Here is a 15,008-nt window from a genome sequence, read left to right on the forward strand (position 1 = left end):
GTTTGAGTACGCCCAACCCCACGACCACCCCGCCTTTGTTCACGGTCGTGCCCGCCGGCATCTTCGGCCCGCTGGCCTCGGCCAACCGCCAGAACTACTGGTCGCTGCTGTGCCGGCTGTTCGACGAGTTCTTCGGCCCGGACGCGCCGGTGCCGCCCAGCCACGGTTTCCCGCGCCGCGAGATCACCGCCGCGATCGAGCGCTACCTGCTCACCGACGACCCGTGGGAGGACGAGGACGGACAGGCCCCGGATGCGCCGCTGAACGTGCGCGCCAACGCCATCCACGACCGCTTCCGCACCGCCGGCTGGCTGCGCCAGGAGCGCATCGGCGCGCGCGAGATGGTGACCATGCCGCCGATGGTGGCGCAGCTGCTGTCCACGCTGGTGGAGTTCTGCGAACACGGCCCGACCTTCGTCTCGGCCAAGATGCGCTCGGTGGAGCTGCAGTTGCAGCAGGTGGCCGAAGGCCGCATGGACGGCGGCATCCTCGACGAGGCCGCCGACCAGGCGCGCCGGCTGCTGGTGTCGCTGGCCTCGATGAGCCTGCAGGTGCGCGACCTGATGCCGGAACTGAGCAAGGCCGAGACCACCGCGCAGTTCGCCCGGCAGTGGTTCGAGCGTTACGTCGGCCAGTTGTTCATCGGCGACTACGCCGAGCTGCACCGTGCCGACCACCCGATGGCGCGGCGCAGTTCGATCCTGGCGATGGTGCAGCAACTGGAAACCGGTACGCAGCGCGAGACGCTGGTGGCGTGGTACCGCGAACACGTCAGCGGCGGCGACGAGGCACGCGCGCAACAGCGGTTGTCGCGCAGCCTCGGCCGCCTGCGCGAGCTGGAGCGCATCGACGAGTACCTGACCCGGCTGGACGAGGACATCCGCCAGGCCAACCGCCGCGCGCTGGCCTTCTTTGACTACCGCCTGCGCGCGCCGGACAAGCTCGACGTGCTGCTGCGCCGCGCCTGCCGTGGCGTGCTGTCGGCACCGGAGGAAGCCTTGCGGCTGCCGGTCGCGCCCGGCCCGCTGATGGATGAAACCCGGCTGCGCCCGCCGCACCGCAAGCCTGCGCCCATCCCGCGCAGCGCCAACGCCACCACCCCGCCCACGCCCGAGCAGCTGGCGCGGCTGTCGCTGCTGCGGCGGATGAAGCGCGCGCGGCTGGTCAACGCCGAGGACATGGCGCGCTACGTCGGCCGCCACCTGCAGCACGGCACGGCGATCGAATCGGCGCAGCTGGACATCGCCAGCATCGAGGACCTGCGCGCTTATCAAACGCTGCTCACCCTGGCGCTGCGCGGCAACCGCATCGGCGGCCTGCGCCGCGAGGACCCGCTGGGCCGGTTGCTGCGTGGTTTCCGCGTCGAACTGCTCGACATCGGCGAGACCCCCGACAACGACTACCTGCGCGGCCCGCGCTTCCGCATCCAGCGGGTCGGTGCGGCCGCTCCCACGCCTGTAGGAGCGACGTGAGTCGCGACCGGGGACTGCCCGGTGAAGCCCGGTCGCGACCCACGCCGCTTCCACGCACCATTTCCCATTTTCGATTCCCGGCCACTGAATGAAACGCAGCTGGAACACCCTCAGCCAGATGTCCAACGGCACCTACACGGTGCAGGACTTCGAACGCGCCGCCTATCGCCTGGCCACCGAGCAGGTGCTGTACGCCACCGACCCGCGCTCGCGCGTGGCCTATCACCTGGTCGAGGACCACCACAACGACTTCGTCGCCGCGCTGGAGCCGCTGGGCATCCGCCTGGAGCGCAATGCGCACTATCGCTACGTGGTGGCCTTGCCGTCGCATGGCGAAGGCGCGCCGGTGACGCTGGACGAAACCCTGGCCCTGCTGGTGCTGCGCCAACGCTATGACGAAGCCATGCGCCAGGGCCTGATCGAGGACCACGGCGAAGTGGTGGTGGAACTGCCCGAACTGCAGGAAAGCTGGCAGGCGCTGACCGGCCGCGCCATGCCCGACGTCGGCGCGCTGCGCGCGCTGGCGCGCACGCTCAAGCGCTGGGGCGTGTGCCGGCTGGTGGACTCGGAAAGCGACGACCCGCAGCCGTTCCACCTGCGGGTACGCCCGGCCATCGTCGAGATCGTCGGCGAACAGTGGCTGCAGCGGCTGGACCAGCACAACCGCGACGATGACGGCGATGTGGAAACGGAGGACGACGATGCAGCAGCTTGAGCGTGTCCATCTGGTCCAGTTCTTCCTGTTCGAGGCGCAGAGCCTGCAGCTGGACCGCACCAGCGCCATCATCGCGCCCAACGGTGCCGGCAAGAGCGCGCTGCTCGATGCCCTGCAGATCGTGCTGCTGGGCGGCGACCGCAGCCGCATCCGCTTCAACGCGCAGGCCGGCGGCAGCCACCGCGCGCGCACCATCCGCGACTATTGCCTGGGCGTGTTCCGCACCGGCGAGGAAGGCCGCAAGCGCCGCACCGCGACGACCTACATATCGCTGGTGTTCCGCGACACCGAGACCGGCGTGCCGTTGACCGCCGGCATCGCCCTGGGCGCATCAAGCGACGAACCCGATCACCGCGTGCACGGCCTGTACCTGCTGCCGGGCGTGGCATTGGAGCTGGACGAGCACGTCGAACGGGTCAAGGGCAAGGAACTGCCGCTGGCCTGGAACACCTTCCGCGAGTACATCAGCCGCCGTTGCAAGGAAGCCGGGGAAACCCCGCAGCTGCACCCCAATGCCGAACGCTTCCTGCGCGACCTGCTGCTGCGCCTGCGCGCCGGCCCCTCGGTCAGCCCCGACCTCACCGCCTACCGCAAGGCCTTCCTCAACGCGCTGAATTTGCAGCGCGTCGAGGACGTGGACCTGTTCGTGCGCACCCTGGTGGCCGAGGACCGGCCTACCGACATCGCCCGTTTCCGCGCGTTGCTGGAAAGCTTCCGCCAGATCAAGGAGAAGATCGAGCAGGTCAGGCAGCGCATCGATGCGGCCGAAGGCGTGGAGCGCCAGTACGAGAAGATCGCCGGCCAGGCCACCCGCGCCGCCTCCGCGCGGGCGCTGGCCGCCGAATACGCGCGCGACCTGTACAGCGAGCAGCTCGACCAGGCCGAAGGCGCACTCGGCGATGCGGAAAACGCATTGGCCGACACCCGTCGTCGCCTGGCCGACACCCGCGTCGAGCGCGACACCCTGCGCGAGGAACAGGCCCGCGCCAACGCCCGCCTGCAGGGCAGCGCCGGCTATGGCGAACAGGCGCAGCTGGACGAACTGGCCGGTCGCGACCGCGACCGCCTCGCGCAGCTGAAGAAGGATCTGGCGCGCGAGATCGGCTTCGTCCGCGAGCAGTTCCGCCAGCTCGGCACCCTTGAGCTGGAGGGCATCGACGCCGACGTGCTGGCTGCCGCGCGCGCCGACTGGGACGGCTGGCATGCCGAATTGTCGGGGCTGGCCGCCGAGGACGCGCTGCCGTGGACGCCGGAGGACTTGTTCTCCCGCGCGCGGCAGGCATTGCAAGCCGCCGCACCGCTGCGCGAGCAGGTGGACCGCCACGCCCGCCAGTTGCACGCCGCCCACGACAAGGCGCGCGACGCGCTGGAAACCGCGCGGCAGAACCAGAAGCGGCTGGCCGCCGGCCAGGCCGAACTGCACCCGGACACGGTGCGGCTGATGAGCTACCTGCGCGACGCCGGCATCGATGCACGCCCGGTCTGCGACCTGGTGCGCGTCACCGATGCAACCTGGCAACACGCCATCGAAGGCTACCTGCGCAGCAACGTCGAGGCGCTGCTGATCCCCGACAAGGACGAGGAACGCGCGGTCAAGCTGTACCGCGGCCTGTCCGGCGGGCGCTCGGTGTATGGCGTCAAGCTGGCGCTGTCCAGCCAGGCGCGCAACTCGCGCGGCGCCGAGGAACCGGCCGCAGGCAGCGTCGCCGCGTTGCTGGAAGGCGTCAACGCCGATGCGCTGGCCTTCCTGCGCCGCCAACTCGGCGAACTGCGCTGCGTGGAAACCGAAGCCGAATTGGTGCGCAGCCGCCAGGGCCTGACCCGCGACGGCCTGCTCTCGCGCGGTGGCAGCATCGAGCGCCTGCGCCTGCCTGCCGCCGGCGACCTGCGCATCGGCGCCTCCGACAACCGCGCACGCCTGCGCGTGCTGCACGAGGAAATCGAACAGGCCGAGCGCGCGGTGCGCGAGATCGAACCACGCCTGCGCCGCGCCGACGACTGCCAGCGCGGGCTGGCACGGCTGGCCGACGCCGACGCGGTGGCGCAGGCGCTGCACGAGCGCGTGCTCGAACACCGCCAGGTGGCCGAGCGCTACCGCAGCGCGCAGGACAGCCGCCGCGCCTCGCTGGACCCGGACCTGCTGCGGTTGTCCGAGCAGGTGCGCGAACTGAACCTGCAACTGGGCGAGTGCGAAAAGCGCGCCGAGACGCTGGTCGGCCAGGAAGCGGTGGCCGCCTCCGACCTCGAACGCACGCGCAGCCTGCTTGACGGCCTGCGCCAGCAGGAAGAACTGGTCGTGCGCCGCGCGGTGGAAGCCTTCGCCGACCCCGACGTCGACCCGAACCGGGTCGAGCGCCAGCGCGAGGAGCTGGACGAGAAGTACGCCTCGCTGGAGGAGCGGGCGCGCCGTTGCGACGAACGTGCCCGGGACAGCGACGCACAGCTGGCGCGGCTGCTGCCCGAGGCCTGGAGCGGGTTGGCGCAATACGCGCGCGACCACGCCATCGAACTCGACTTCGACGCCAGCGCATGGCGGCCCGCACGCAGCCTGCTGCAACGCGAACTGACGCAACTGCGCGACACCGAACTGGTGCAGTACGAAGAAGAAGCGCAGCAGGCCTACGCCACCGCGGTCGATACCTTCCGCACCGGCGTGGCTTCGACGCTGTACGACAACTTCACCCGGCTCAAGACCCAGATCGCCACGCTCAACCGCACCCTGCGTGCCAGTCCGGCGTTCTCCAACAACGAGCGCTACCAGTTCCACTACGAGGTGGTGCCGGAATTCCGCGAACTGCATCGCTTCATCCAGCGCGCCGCCGACATCGGCGGCGAAGACACCCTGTTTGAAAGTGCAGGGCAGGTGCCCGAGGCGTTCCGCGCGCTGGTCGAGGACAAGGCCAGCGCGCACGTGGCCAACTCGCCGCTGGACGACTACCGCCGCTTCTTCCGCTTCGAGGTGCAGATCCGCCAGGAAGACCGCGTGATCGGCAGCCTGAGCGAGCGCATGCGCTCCGGCTCCGGCGGCGAGCACCGTGCGCCGCTGTACGTGATCGCCGGCGCCGCCCTGGCCGCGGCCTACGGCAAGAGCGAGGCGCAGCCGGGCGGGCTGGGGCTGATCCTGCTCGACGAGTTCGGCGACAAGATCGACGCGCAGAACGCGCGCGCCATCACCGGCTACCTGCGCTCGCTGGGCCTGCAGCTGGTACTGGCCGCGCCGGACACCGCGCAGGGCACGTTGTCCGGCGTGCTGGACAGCTACATCGAGCTGTTCCGCGATGGCGACCTGCTGCAGGCCGAACGCATCGAGGTCACCGAAGCCGCGCGCACCCTGCTGCTGTCCGACCAGTTCGACCTGCACCCGGAGCTGCTGGCGGCCGAGACCGAACGCATCGAACGCGAGCAGGCGATCCCATGAGCCGGGCGCCGGGCAGCGAGCGCGACACGCCGGCCCGGCGCGTCCTTGAACGCTTGTTGCGGCGTGCCGAAGCCGCGGCGCTGGCCGGCGATCCGGAACCGGCCACGTTGTCGATGGACGGCAAGCGCGACGGCGCCGAGTACCGCGCGCTGCGCGGCGTGGCCGATTTCGAGGCGTTCCACGCGCGCATCGCCCTGGCCGAGCGCGCCGGCGCGATCACGGTCGAGCGCGACCGCCACCGCGACGACGGCGAGCGCTTGCTGCGCCTGCGCGTGCTCGATGCGGCGGCATTGGCGCGCGAGCTCGGCGTGGAGCTGTTGGGCGAACGCGTGGCGCGCGCGGAAGCCCTGCTCGTGCAATGGCACGCACCCCACCCGTGCAGGAGCGACGCGAGTCGCGACCGGGCTTTACCGGGAAAGCCCGGTCGCGACTCACGTCGCTCCCACGGGGATTCAGAAGGTGGGAACGCGGAACCCGGCGCGCAGCCGCACTTCCCCGTCATCGCCACGGTGCTGGACGCATGGCGCACCGGCCGCAAGGTGCGTGGCCACGGCCCGGACGCCGCCGCCGACCTGGCCGCTGCCGCGCACGCAGTGGCTGTCTTGCAGGCCGACGCACGCGGTGAACGCATCCTGCGCAGGGCCAGTGCGCAGTTGTTCGGCAACAGCAAGCGACTGGAAGCGCTGACCGCATGGCTGGACCTGCTGGTGACGGGCGAATTGATGCCCAGCGGCCTGGAGGACGAGCAGGTCTGGTCGGCATTGGGGCTGCGCAAGGAACCGCAGCCGCTGCTGCTGGCCGGGCAGGGCACGGTGGAACTGGACGATGCCAGTCGCCACACATTGCCGCAGCGCTGGCTGGGCTTCCCGGTGGATGCGGTGCGCGGCATCGCCACCGGCGCCCGCGCCCTGTTGAGCATCGAGAACCTCGCCAGCTTCCACGAGGCCGCCACCCTGCGTGGCGATGCCCCGGTGCTGCTGCTCTACACCGGCGGCATGCCGTCGCCGGCCTGGCGCACCGCCTACGCGCGCCTGCTTGCCGGGCTGCCGGCCGATGCCGCGCTGTACCACTGGGGCGATATCGATCGCGGCGGCTTCCGCATCGCCGCCAAGCTGGCCGACACGGCTCGGCAATCCGGTCGGGAGCTGCAGCCGTGGTTGATGGCACCGGATGAACTGCCGGTCGACCTCATCGCCGGTGCCGAAGCTCCGTCACCGACGGTGTTGACCACGATGTGCGACTGGGCGCACCGCGCCGGTTGGGACGCGGTGGCTGCCGCCCTGCAACGCACGCCGCTGCTGCTGGAACAGGAACACCTGCCGCCGCAGCTGCCGTAATCCGGCGGCTTGGGCGCCTGGACTTCGTCCACTCTCGTCCGCCGGTTCAAGGCGGCCCCGCCTTCGCCGGAGCAGGCTTCTTCACGATGAAGGAATGGGCCGGGGCGTCTTCGCGTGCCTGGTCCGGCCGCTCCGGGCCGGCGGCAGGGAGCCCCTCATGCATGAAGGACCGCCGGGGGCTGCCCCGGGCGACACGGCAATCGGGTGTAGCCGGTCGCGACGTTCGCTCATATACTGTCCCCCAGTATAGATAGAGGTGGGTATGCCGCATTCGCCGCAGGAAAAGAAGCGCGTCCTGGCCCGGGTCCGGCGCATCCGCGGCCAGTGCGATGCGCTGGACCGCGCATTGGAGGCCGGCGCCGAGTGCGGGCCGGTGCTGCAGCAGATCGCCGCGATCCGCGGCGCGGTCAACGGGCTGATGTCCGAAGTGATGGAGGCGCACCTGCGCGAGGAATTCGGCCAGCCCGCGCAATCCGATGCGCAGCGCGCCGAACGCGTGCGCGAGATGAGCATGCTGATCCGTTCCTACCTGAAATGACGGTGCGCGGTCGTCCGCGTACCGATGCCCTTGTCGTTGTTTAGCCATGCAGGAGTGTTCCCCATGAAATCCCGTGCCGCCGTCGCGTTCGGTCCCGGCCAGCCGCTGCAGATCGTCGAGATCGACGTCGCCCCGCCCAAGGCCGGCGAGGTGCTGGTCAGGATCACCCACACCGGTGTCTGCCATACCGATGCGTTCACCTTGTCCGGCGACGATCCGGAAGGCCTGTTCCCGGCCGTGCTCGGCCACGAGGGTGCCGGCATCGTGGTCGAAGTGGGCGAGGGCGTGACCAGCGTCAAGCCGGGCGACCACGTGATCCCGCTGTACACCGCCGAGTGTGGCGAGTGCCTGTTCTGCAAGTCGGGCAAGACCAACCTGTGCGTGGCGGTACGCGCGACCCAGGGCAAGGGCGTGATGCCGGACGGCACCACCCGCTTCTCCTACAACGGCGAGCCGGTCTACCACTACATGGGCTGCTCGACCTTCAGCGAATACACCGTGGTGGCGGAGGTGTCGCTGGCGAAGATCAACCCGGAAGCCAACCCGGAGCACGTGTGCCTGCTGGGCTGCGGCGTCACCACCGGCATCGGCGCGGTGCACAACACCGCCAAGGTGGCCGAAGGCGACAGCGTGGCCGTGTTCGGCCTGGGCGGCATCGGCCTGGCGGTGATCCAGGGCGCGCGCCAGGCCAGGGCCGGCCGCATCATCGCCGTGGACACCAACCCGTCCAAGTTCGAGCTGGCGCGCCAGTTCGGCGCCACCGACTGCATCAACCCCAAGGAGCACGACAAGCCGATCCAGCAGGTGATCGTGGAGATGACCGGCTGGGGCGTGGACCACAGCTTCGAATGCATCGGCAACGTCAACGTGATGCGCGCCGCGCTGGAATGCGCGCACCGTGGCTGGGGCCAGTCGGTGATCATCGGCGTGGCCGGCGCAGGCCAGGAGATCTCCACCCGCCCGTTCCAGCTGGTCACCGGCCGCAAGTGGCTGGGCACCGCGTTCGGCGGCGTGAAGGGCCGCAGCCAGCTGCCCGGCATGGTCGAGGACGCGATGAAGGGCGATATCGAACTGGCCCCGTTCGTCACCCACACCATGCCGCTGGACGACATCAACAGCGCGTTCGAGCTGATGCACGAAGGCAAGTCGATCCGCTCGGTGGTCCATTACTGACGGCCATGCGCGCGGTCGAGCTGCTGCCGCACGATCCGGCCTGGGCGCACGTCGCCCGGGCCGAAGCGGCGACACTGCGCCGGTTGCTCGGCGACGGCCTGGTCGCCGTCCACCACATCGGCTCGACCGCGATCGCCGGCATCCGCGCCAAGCCGGTCGTCGACCTGATGGCGGTGGTGCGCGACCTGTCCGTGCTCGAGCTCCAACGCGACGGACTCGGGGCGCGGGGTTACCGGTGGCGCGGCGAGAACGGCTTGCCGGGGCGCCGCTACTGCACGAAGGACGATCCCGCCACCGGACGCCGCCTGATGCACCTGCACGGGTATGCCGAAGGTTCGCCCGGGATCGCGCGCCATCTGGCGTTTCGCGACCACCTTCGGGGCAACCCATCGCTCGCGCTGGAATACGACCGCGAGAAAGAGCGCTGCCAACGCCTGCACCGGCTTGATCCGCGGGCCTACGGCGACTGCAAGAGCACCTGGATCCAGCGCATCGAACCGGATGCGGTCGCTGCTGCCGGCCTCGCCGCGAAACAACCCTTGACGGAGTGAATCCCATGCAACGCATCGAACATCGCGCCTGCTTCGGCGGCTGGCAGGACGTCTACCGGCACGAATCGAAAGTGCTCGGCTGCACGATGGATTTCGCCGTGTACCTGCCCCCGCAGGCGGCCACGCAGGAACTGCCGGTGCTGTATTGGCTGAGCGGCCTGACCTGCACCGAGCAGAACTTCATCACCAAGGCCGGCGCGCAGCGCTATGCCGCCGAGCACGGCCTGATCCTGGTCGCGCCGGACACCAGCCCGCGCGGCGAGGGCGTGGCCGATGCCGAGGGCTACGACCTGGGCAAGGGCGCCGGTTTCTACCTCAACGCCACGCAACAGCCATGGGCACGCCATTACCGGATGTACGACTACATCGTCGAGGAACTGCCGGCGCTGATCGAGGCCGATTTCCCGGCCACCGTCGCGCGCGCCATCAGCGGCCACTCGATGGGGGGCCATGGCGCGCTGATCATCGCGCTGAAGAATCCGGACCGCTATCGCAGCGTGTCGGCGTTCTCGCCGATCGTGGCGCCATCGCAGGTGCCGTGGGGCGAGAAGGCGTTCAAGGCCTATCTCGGCGACGACCGCGAGGCATGGAAACAGTACGACACGCTGGAGTTGCTGAAGTCGGCCACGGAGAAGCTGCCGTTGCTGGTCGACCAGGGCGGGGCCGACGAATTCCTCGAAACCCAGCTGCGGCCGCAGCTGCTGCAGGCCACCTGCGCCGCCGCCGGGCACCCGCTGACGCTGCGCATGCGACCCGGCTACGACCACAGCTACTACTTCATCGCCAGCTTCATCGGCGAACACATCGCCCACCATGCGAATGCGCTGGAGGAGCCGGGCATGCCATAGTGAGCGGATTATTGGCCTGCTGCCGGCACCGGCCGGATCGAACCGCGGGATTTGCCCGGAGCAGGTCCGGATGGGGGGAGTCGAGCCCCGGTGTCCGGTCCGTCCATCTCCCGCGCTGCCATCGTTGCGGTGCAAGTCGGCGTTGGGTTGCACATCAGAGGTAATCGCATGGACAAGAGACAGGCGGATGCGATCGCCCGGGCCATCCTTGAACCGGGTATCCGCGCACAGGAAGAGGTTTATCGCAAACGCATGGCGGAGGCTCTTTTCCTGGTGCGGAGACGCCAGGTGGGCAGGCTGGCGCTCATTGGTTGCGCCATTGGTGGTGTGGTTGCCTACTTCATCGAAGTGCGTTTGACCCAAGGCCTTATCGGGGGAGGTGCCACAGGAGCGGTGCTCGGCGGGCTCTTCATATGGCTGCGTGCCAGGTCGCATGCAGCCCGACAACGGGATCAAACCGGCGCCGCTTGGCAGCGCGACTTGATCCAGGCCCTGGGCATCGGCGGAAGGCGGGGGAGAACGATGGAAAGTGACTACGACAATCCGCATGGATGCAACAACGTGCCCCCGGATGTGATTTTCGAGTATCGCGATGGCTACGCACTTCCTGTCAGGGCCATGAGAATTTCCGGGGAGCCCTACTCTGGCAAAGCTTCTGGCTCGATAAGTGTCGTGGACTGGGACGGTGCATTTTGCGACGGTGTTCCGCATGGGGATTTCATGTGGACGTACGGTGGCATACAGACACGTAAGGCCAGATTCATACACGGCGAGATAGCGCCTGATTCCTACGGTTGAGCGCCTACGCCCGCCGCACGCTGCCCTGCAACGGCGGCGCGGCCTGCGCGATCCCGGTCATCGGGCGGAAGCCGTCGATGTTGCCGGAGATACGAAGTCCGGGTAGCTACATCCCCATCGTGGGACCGCCCTGCCCCTGAACACGGGTCTGTTCGCGCTGCTGGGCAAGCGCCTGTTCCTGCGCGATGGTCTGGTTGGCGGCCTCCAGCTTCGCCTCCAATTCGGCGATCGGCGTCTGCATGCCCTGCGCGACGGTAACGAAGGTACGTTTGCTCGCGGGGTTGTCCAGCGCTCCTTCCGCCGCGAACAGGTTACCGGTGGTGCCCACCACCACATGGTCCACGCGTTTCAGGGCATTATCGGACAGCGGACCGTTGTAGTCCGGGTACTGCTCGCGCTTGTCCTTGCACGCCGCCAGCAGGCTGTGGCTCAGGCGTTCGCCGGCCGCCTCGTCGGGGTTGCCCAGTGCCAGCCGCTGCGATCGCACGCCGGCGCGGACCTGCTCCAGCATGGCCTGGTCCACTGCTGACAACTGGCCGGAAGCGGGCGGGGGCTGCGACTGCGAAGCCGCCGGTGCGGCATTTGCCTGCGGTTCGGCGGTTGCCGGTGGAGGTGCCGCTCCCACGGCGGGCACATGCGCATCGGCCTTGCGTTCCACCGGTGCGGTCACCTGAACCGTTTCCAGAGTGGGGATCTCGCGATCGGGCGCGAGGCCCGGCTGCAGCAGTTTCCGGACCTGCGCGCGTTGGGCGTCGACGGCCAGATCCAGTTCCGTCCGCAGGTTGCCGTCGGCATGGGTGTTCCACAGCATCCCATCATGTATCCACTGGCCGCTGGCTTGGTGGGCATACTGCCGGCCATCCGATGCCAACACCCGCTCCGGGTGCGCCAGGGTGTTCTCGACCGCCTCCGGCATCTTGCCGTGCCGTTGCCAGTCGTTCTGCTCGTACATGACCTTGAACGTGGCCGCGAGGGCCGCCGGGCTGTGCGCGGCATTGTCGGCGGTGATCTGGCGCGACTGGGCGTCCAGTTGCGCGGCACGCTCCGGCGAGGCGGATTCGGGGTGGCCCAGGCCGGGCTTGTCGCGGTTGATCTGCCGCTGCCACGAGTTGTCGTGCGGGTTGTGGATCCAGTCGCCGCCGTAGGCGCTGTGCGCATCGTCGCGGCTGGCTGGCAGCCGGAACGGATCGCGCGCCCTCGCCGAGGCCAGCGCCAGTTCGGTGGCCTTGGACACGGCCTTGTAGTTGAGTTCGTCGGCCAGTTCCGGGCTGGCGGTCAGGCGCTGGCCCTGCGGATAATCCGGCAGCGGCGGCAGGGTGCGCGTCCAGCCCTGCCCGGGATGGGCCGGGTCGGCCTGCCAGGTGTTGCCGTCGCTGCCGCGCTGGGTGTAGATGCGATGGTGTTCGACCTTGTCGGCCAGCTTGTCGCCGGCTACGCCACCGACCACCGCGCCGACCGCACCGACGGCCAGCGCCCCCGGTCCCAACGGACTGCCGGCGGCCAGCCCTGCCTCGAAGCCCAGCCACGCCCCGGCGCCGGTACTGGCCGAGCGCCCGACAGCCGCCTGTGCCGCGGTCAGGTTGCCCTGGCTGCGCAGGCGGCCGTAGTCGTGGGCGGTGTTGGCGACCTCGACGCCGGTCGCCACCACGGCGGCGCCGTGTCCCAGCGCGCGCGCCAGCCGGGTTTCCGCTGCTCCCGGGTTGATGCCCGCGTCCGGCATGACCTCCAGCCGCCATGCCTGCACGCGCGCCTGGCCGGCCTGCACATGCGCGCTGGGCGGCCCCGCCAGTTCGCCCAGCTCGCGCGAGGTGCCGGCGATGTCGGGCGCGCGTCCCTGCACCGGCCCGTCCTTGAAATACGCCCGGCTGTCCAGCTGCATCCGGCCCTGGTCGTCGTGCAGCAGCGTACCGGCGTAGTTCGTGCCCGCCCGCAGGCCGCCCAGGTTGGCGTGCGACTGCGCCGCCACCATCTCGAAGACCGCCTGCTGGCCCTCGCGGGCATGGACCTGCGCCAGCATCGGGCGCGGCAGCCCTTCCACCGCCGTGACCTGGGGATTGGCCAGGATGCGCGGCAGCTCGGTGGCTCCGAACACCCGGTCCGGCACGGCATTGGGGACAATGGCGCGCACCTCGCCACGCGCGCCGTCGGCGAAACGCCCGGACACCTCTGCCCATGGGCCGTCGGTGGGGTGGTAGAGCCATATGCTGGTGGGGCTGCGGTAGCCGTCTTTCGTGAACTCATCCAAGGCCACCCCATCCAGCCGGGCGGCAGCACTGAGAAAATCATCGGACGCCAGGAACTGTGCCGCCTGGCTGTTGTTGATGATGCGGATGTCCTGGACCGATGCGTTCAATCCCTTGGCTACGTCCTCCGTCGACAATCCCTCGTGGATCTTGGTGCTGTACAGCACGGTGACGCGGCCGGGGCTGTCCGCATCCAACTGCGTGGCCAAGGCCGCCAATTTCTCCCGAGTGTTGTAGGCAGTAGGCTGCTTTTGCAGTAATTCGATGGCTTGATCAGCGGTCAAGGGCGTGCTCACAGGATGCACTCCTCGGCCAGATCCAAAGTTACGGTGTAGTCAGTTTTTACCGAAAAGACGCCGCCGTCCTTGTAAGCTAGCAATGCCTGCTTCAGATCGTCCAAGATCGCCTGTCGATGCCCCTTCAAGGCCGGTGGCAGTCCGTTGGTGCCGTTGAGAAAGACCAGTCGCCAGTGCCCTCCTCCTGGCTCACCAACTTTTCCCCATGCGTCCAGCAAATCAAGCCGCAGCGTCAGCGGCGTTCCTTTCCAGTAAAACGTCCAGATGCTCTGATGGCGGGTCTCCTCTTCACGCCCTCGCGAGAGATTGCGGAAGTAGATGTCGCGCTCGCGGTCAATGGTCCACTGCCGTGTTCGATTTCCCCCATTGAACTTCGCATCGATCTCCGCCAGCCGATACTTTTCCTCATCCTCGGGCGGGATGTATTCGTTGACGAACGGCATGGTGTTCTCCTTGAAGGTGGGCCGGGCGTGGATCGGATACTACCCCGGGTGGAGTAGGCAATCGGTACCCGGCTCCATCTTTTGGCAAGCGCGCTTGCGCAGCGGTTCGATGGCTTGGGCAGCAGTCAAAAGCGTGTTCACAGGATGCACTCCTCGGCCAGATCCAAAGTTACGGTGTAGTCAGTTTTTACCGAAAAGACGCCGCCATCCTTGTAAGCTAGCAATGCCTGCTTCAGATCGTCCAAGATCGCCTGTCGATGCCCCTTCAAGGCCGGTGGCAGTCCGTTGGTGCCGTTGAGAAAGACCAGTCGCCAGTGCCCTCCTCCTGGCTCACCAACTTTTCCCCATGCGTCCAGCAAATCGACCCGCAGAGTCAGCGGCGTTCCTTTCCAGTAGAACGTCCAAAGACTCTGGTGGTGAGTATCTTCATCACGCCCTATTTCGACATTGCGCAGGTAGATGTCACGCTCACGGTCGATGGTCCAGTCACGGGATTTATTGCCTCCGATGATCTTCGCGTCGATCTCCGCCAGCCGATATTTTTCCGCATCCTCGGGCGGAATGTATTCGTTGACGAACGGCATGGTGTTCTCCTTGAAGGTGGGCCGGGCGTGGATCGGATACTACTCTCGGGTGGACCCGGCATCGGTACCGGGTTCCATCTTCTGGTAGACCGCTTGCGTAGCAGTTCGATGGCTCGGGCAACCATCAGCGATGGTGCTTACAGGATGCATTCCTCGGCCAGCTCCAAGATCACTCGGTAATCAGTGTTCACCGAGAAGACGCCACCATCCTTGTAAGCCAGCAATGTCTGCTTCAAGTCGTCCAGGATCGACTGCCGATGCCACTCCAAGGCCGACGACAGCCCATTGGTGCCATTGAGGGAGACCAGCCGCCAATGCGACCAACCGGGGTCACCGGGCTTGCCTTCCCCTCCCAGTAGATCGAGTCGCAGCGTCAGCGGCGTTCCTTTCCAGTAAAACGTCCAGACACCCTGATGGCGGGTCTCCTCTTCACGCCCTCGCGAGAGATTGCGGAAGTAGATATCGCGCTCGCGGTCGATGGTCCACTGCCGTGTTCGATTTCCCCCATTGAACTTCGCATCGATCTCCGCCAGCCGATACTTCTCCTCATCCTCGGGCGGGATGTATTCGTTGACGAACGGCATGGTGTTCT

General features: G+C 68.1%; 13 protein-coding genes. 9 read left to right on the top strand and 4 right to left on the bottom strand.

Annotation, left to right across the window (positions count from 1 at the left end; genetic code table 11):
- Positions 1 to 2: 2 nt before the first annotated feature.
- The 9 genes from OK345_RS04340 to OK345_RS04380 all read left to right on the top strand — a co-directional run bounded on the left by OK345_RS04340 (position 3) and on the right by OK345_RS04380 (position 10,850).
- A complete protein-coding gene (locus OK345_RS04340; protein WP_265126697.1) occupies positions 3 to 1,472 on the top strand; it encodes a Wadjet anti-phage system protein JetA family protein in 1,470 nt (489 codons plus the stop codon).
- Positions 1,473 to 1,560: 88 nt separating this feature from the next.
- Positions 1,561 to 2,187: a DUF4194 domain-containing protein gene (locus OK345_RS04345; RefSeq protein ID WP_265126698.1), complete on the top strand. Its 627-nt coding sequence runs from the start codon at positions 1,561 to 1,563 to the stop codon at positions 2,185 to 2,187.
- On the top strand, positions 2,174 to 5,605 hold the full coding sequence (locus tag OK345_RS04350) for an SbcC/MukB-like Walker B domain-containing protein (RefSeq protein WP_265126699.1): 3,432 nt from the start codon (positions 2,174 to 2,176) through the stop codon (positions 5,603 to 5,605). Before OK345_RS04345 ends, OK345_RS04350 begins: the two co-directional genes overlap by 14 nt.
- The gene (locus OK345_RS04355; RefSeq protein WP_265126700.1) at positions 5,602 to 6,942 is read left to right on the top strand and encodes a Wadjet anti-phage system protein JetD domain-containing protein; all 1,341 of its coding nucleotides are present in this window, start codon (positions 5,602 to 5,604) and stop codon (positions 6,940 to 6,942) included. Before OK345_RS04350 ends, OK345_RS04355 begins: the two co-directional genes overlap by 4 nt.
- A gap of 262 nt (positions 6,943 to 7,204) precedes the next feature.
- Positions 7,205 to 7,480, top strand: a complete 276-nt coding sequence (locus OK345_RS04360) for a metal/formaldehyde-sensitive transcriptional repressor (protein ID WP_265126701.1) — start codon at positions 7,205 to 7,207, stop codon at positions 7,478 to 7,480.
- A gap of 63 nt (positions 7,481 to 7,543) precedes the next feature.
- On the top strand, positions 7,544 to 8,653 hold the full coding sequence (locus tag OK345_RS04365; protein WP_265126702.1) for an S-(hydroxymethyl)glutathione dehydrogenase/class III alcohol dehydrogenase: 1,110 nt from the start codon (positions 7,544 to 7,546) through the stop codon (positions 8,651 to 8,653).
- Positions 8,654 to 8,658: 5 nt separating this feature from the next.
- A complete protein-coding gene (locus OK345_RS04370) occupies positions 8,659 to 9,204 on the top strand; it encodes a GrpB family protein (RefSeq protein WP_265126703.1) in 546 nt (181 codons plus the stop codon).
- Positions 9,205 to 9,209: 5 nt separating this feature from the next.
- Complete coding sequence (fghA, locus tag OK345_RS04375) at positions 9,210 to 10,052, top strand: S-formylglutathione hydrolase (protein WP_265126704.1); 843 nt, start codon at positions 9,210 to 9,212, stop codon at positions 10,050 to 10,052.
- Positions 10,053 to 10,220: 168 nt separating this feature from the next.
- A complete protein-coding gene (locus OK345_RS04380; protein WP_265126705.1) occupies positions 10,221 to 10,850 on the top strand; it encodes a hypothetical protein in 630 nt (209 codons plus the stop codon).
- A gap of 106 nt (positions 10,851 to 10,956) precedes the next feature.
- Here the strand turns inward: OK345_RS04380 and OK345_RS04385 are convergent, their stop codons facing one another.
- From OK345_RS04385 to OK345_RS04400, 4 genes are all read right to left on the bottom strand, one after another.
- Positions 10,957 to 13,302, bottom strand: a complete 2,346-nt coding sequence (locus OK345_RS04385) for an XVIPCD domain-containing protein (RefSeq protein WP_265126706.1) — start codon at positions 13,300 to 13,302, stop codon at positions 10,957 to 10,959.
- A gap of 83 nt (positions 13,303 to 13,385) precedes the next feature.
- On the bottom strand, positions 13,386 to 13,832 hold the full coding sequence (locus OK345_RS04390; protein ID WP_265126707.1) for a hypothetical protein: 447 nt from the start codon (positions 13,830 to 13,832) through the stop codon (positions 13,386 to 13,388).
- Between the two features lie 137 nt (positions 13,833 to 13,969).
- Complete coding sequence (locus OK345_RS04395) at positions 13,970 to 14,416, bottom strand: hypothetical protein (RefSeq protein WP_265126708.1); 447 nt, start codon at positions 14,414 to 14,416, stop codon at positions 13,970 to 13,972.
- 137 nt (positions 14,417 to 14,553) lie between these two features.
- Positions 14,554 to 15,000, bottom strand: a complete 447-nt coding sequence (locus tag OK345_RS04400; protein WP_265126709.1) for a hypothetical protein — start codon at positions 14,998 to 15,000, stop codon at positions 14,554 to 14,556.
- Positions 15,001 to 15,008 lie beyond the last annotated feature (8 nt).

Origin of the sequence: Xanthomonas chitinilytica (genome assembly GCF_026107455.2) — a bacterium.
GTDB classification, from domain to species: Bacteria; Pseudomonadota; Gammaproteobacteria; order Xanthomonadales; family Xanthomonadaceae; genus Stenotrophomonas; species Stenotrophomonas chitinilytica.

Bases quoted from the DNA above. Each gene is read 5' to 3' on its own strand.
- OK345_RS04365 (WP_265126702.1), top strand. From the start codon at position 7,544: ATGAAATCCCGTGCCGCCGTCGCGTTCGGTCCCGGCCAGCCGCTGCAG.
- OK345_RS04360 (WP_265126701.1), top strand. From the start codon at position 7,205: ATGCCGCATTCGCCGCAGGAAAAGAAGCGCGTCCTGGCCCGGGTCCGG.
- OK345_RS04345 (WP_265126698.1), top strand. From the start codon at position 1,561: ATGAAACGCAGCTGGAACACCCTCAGCCAGATGTCCAACGGCACCTAC.
- OK345_RS04370 (WP_265126703.1), top strand. From the start codon at position 8,659: ATGCGCGCGGTCGAGCTGCTGCCGCACGATCCGGCCTGGGCGCACGTC.
- OK345_RS04400 (WP_265126709.1), bottom strand. From the start codon at position 15,000: ATGCCGTTCGTCAACGAATACATCCCGCCCGAGGATGAGGAGAAGTAT.
- OK345_RS04390 (WP_265126707.1), bottom strand. From the start codon at position 13,832: ATGCCGTTCGTCAACGAATACATCCCGCCCGAGGATGAGGAAAAGTAT.
- OK345_RS04355 (WP_265126700.1), top strand. From the start codon at position 5,602: ATGAGCCGGGCGCCGGGCAGCGAGCGCGACACGCCGGCCCGGCGCGTC.
- fghA (WP_265126704.1), top strand. From the start codon at position 9,210: ATGCAACGCATCGAACATCGCGCCTGCTTCGGCGGCTGGCAGGACGTC.
- OK345_RS04350 (WP_265126699.1), top strand. From the start codon at position 2,174: ATGCAGCAGCTTGAGCGTGTCCATCTGGTCCAGTTCTTCCTGTTCGAG.
- OK345_RS04395 (WP_265126708.1), bottom strand. From the start codon at position 14,416: ATGCCGTTCGTCAACGAATACATTCCGCCCGAGGATGCGGAAAAATAT.
- OK345_RS04380 (WP_265126705.1), top strand. From the start codon at position 10,221: ATGGACAAGAGACAGGCGGATGCGATCGCCCGGGCCATCCTTGAACCG.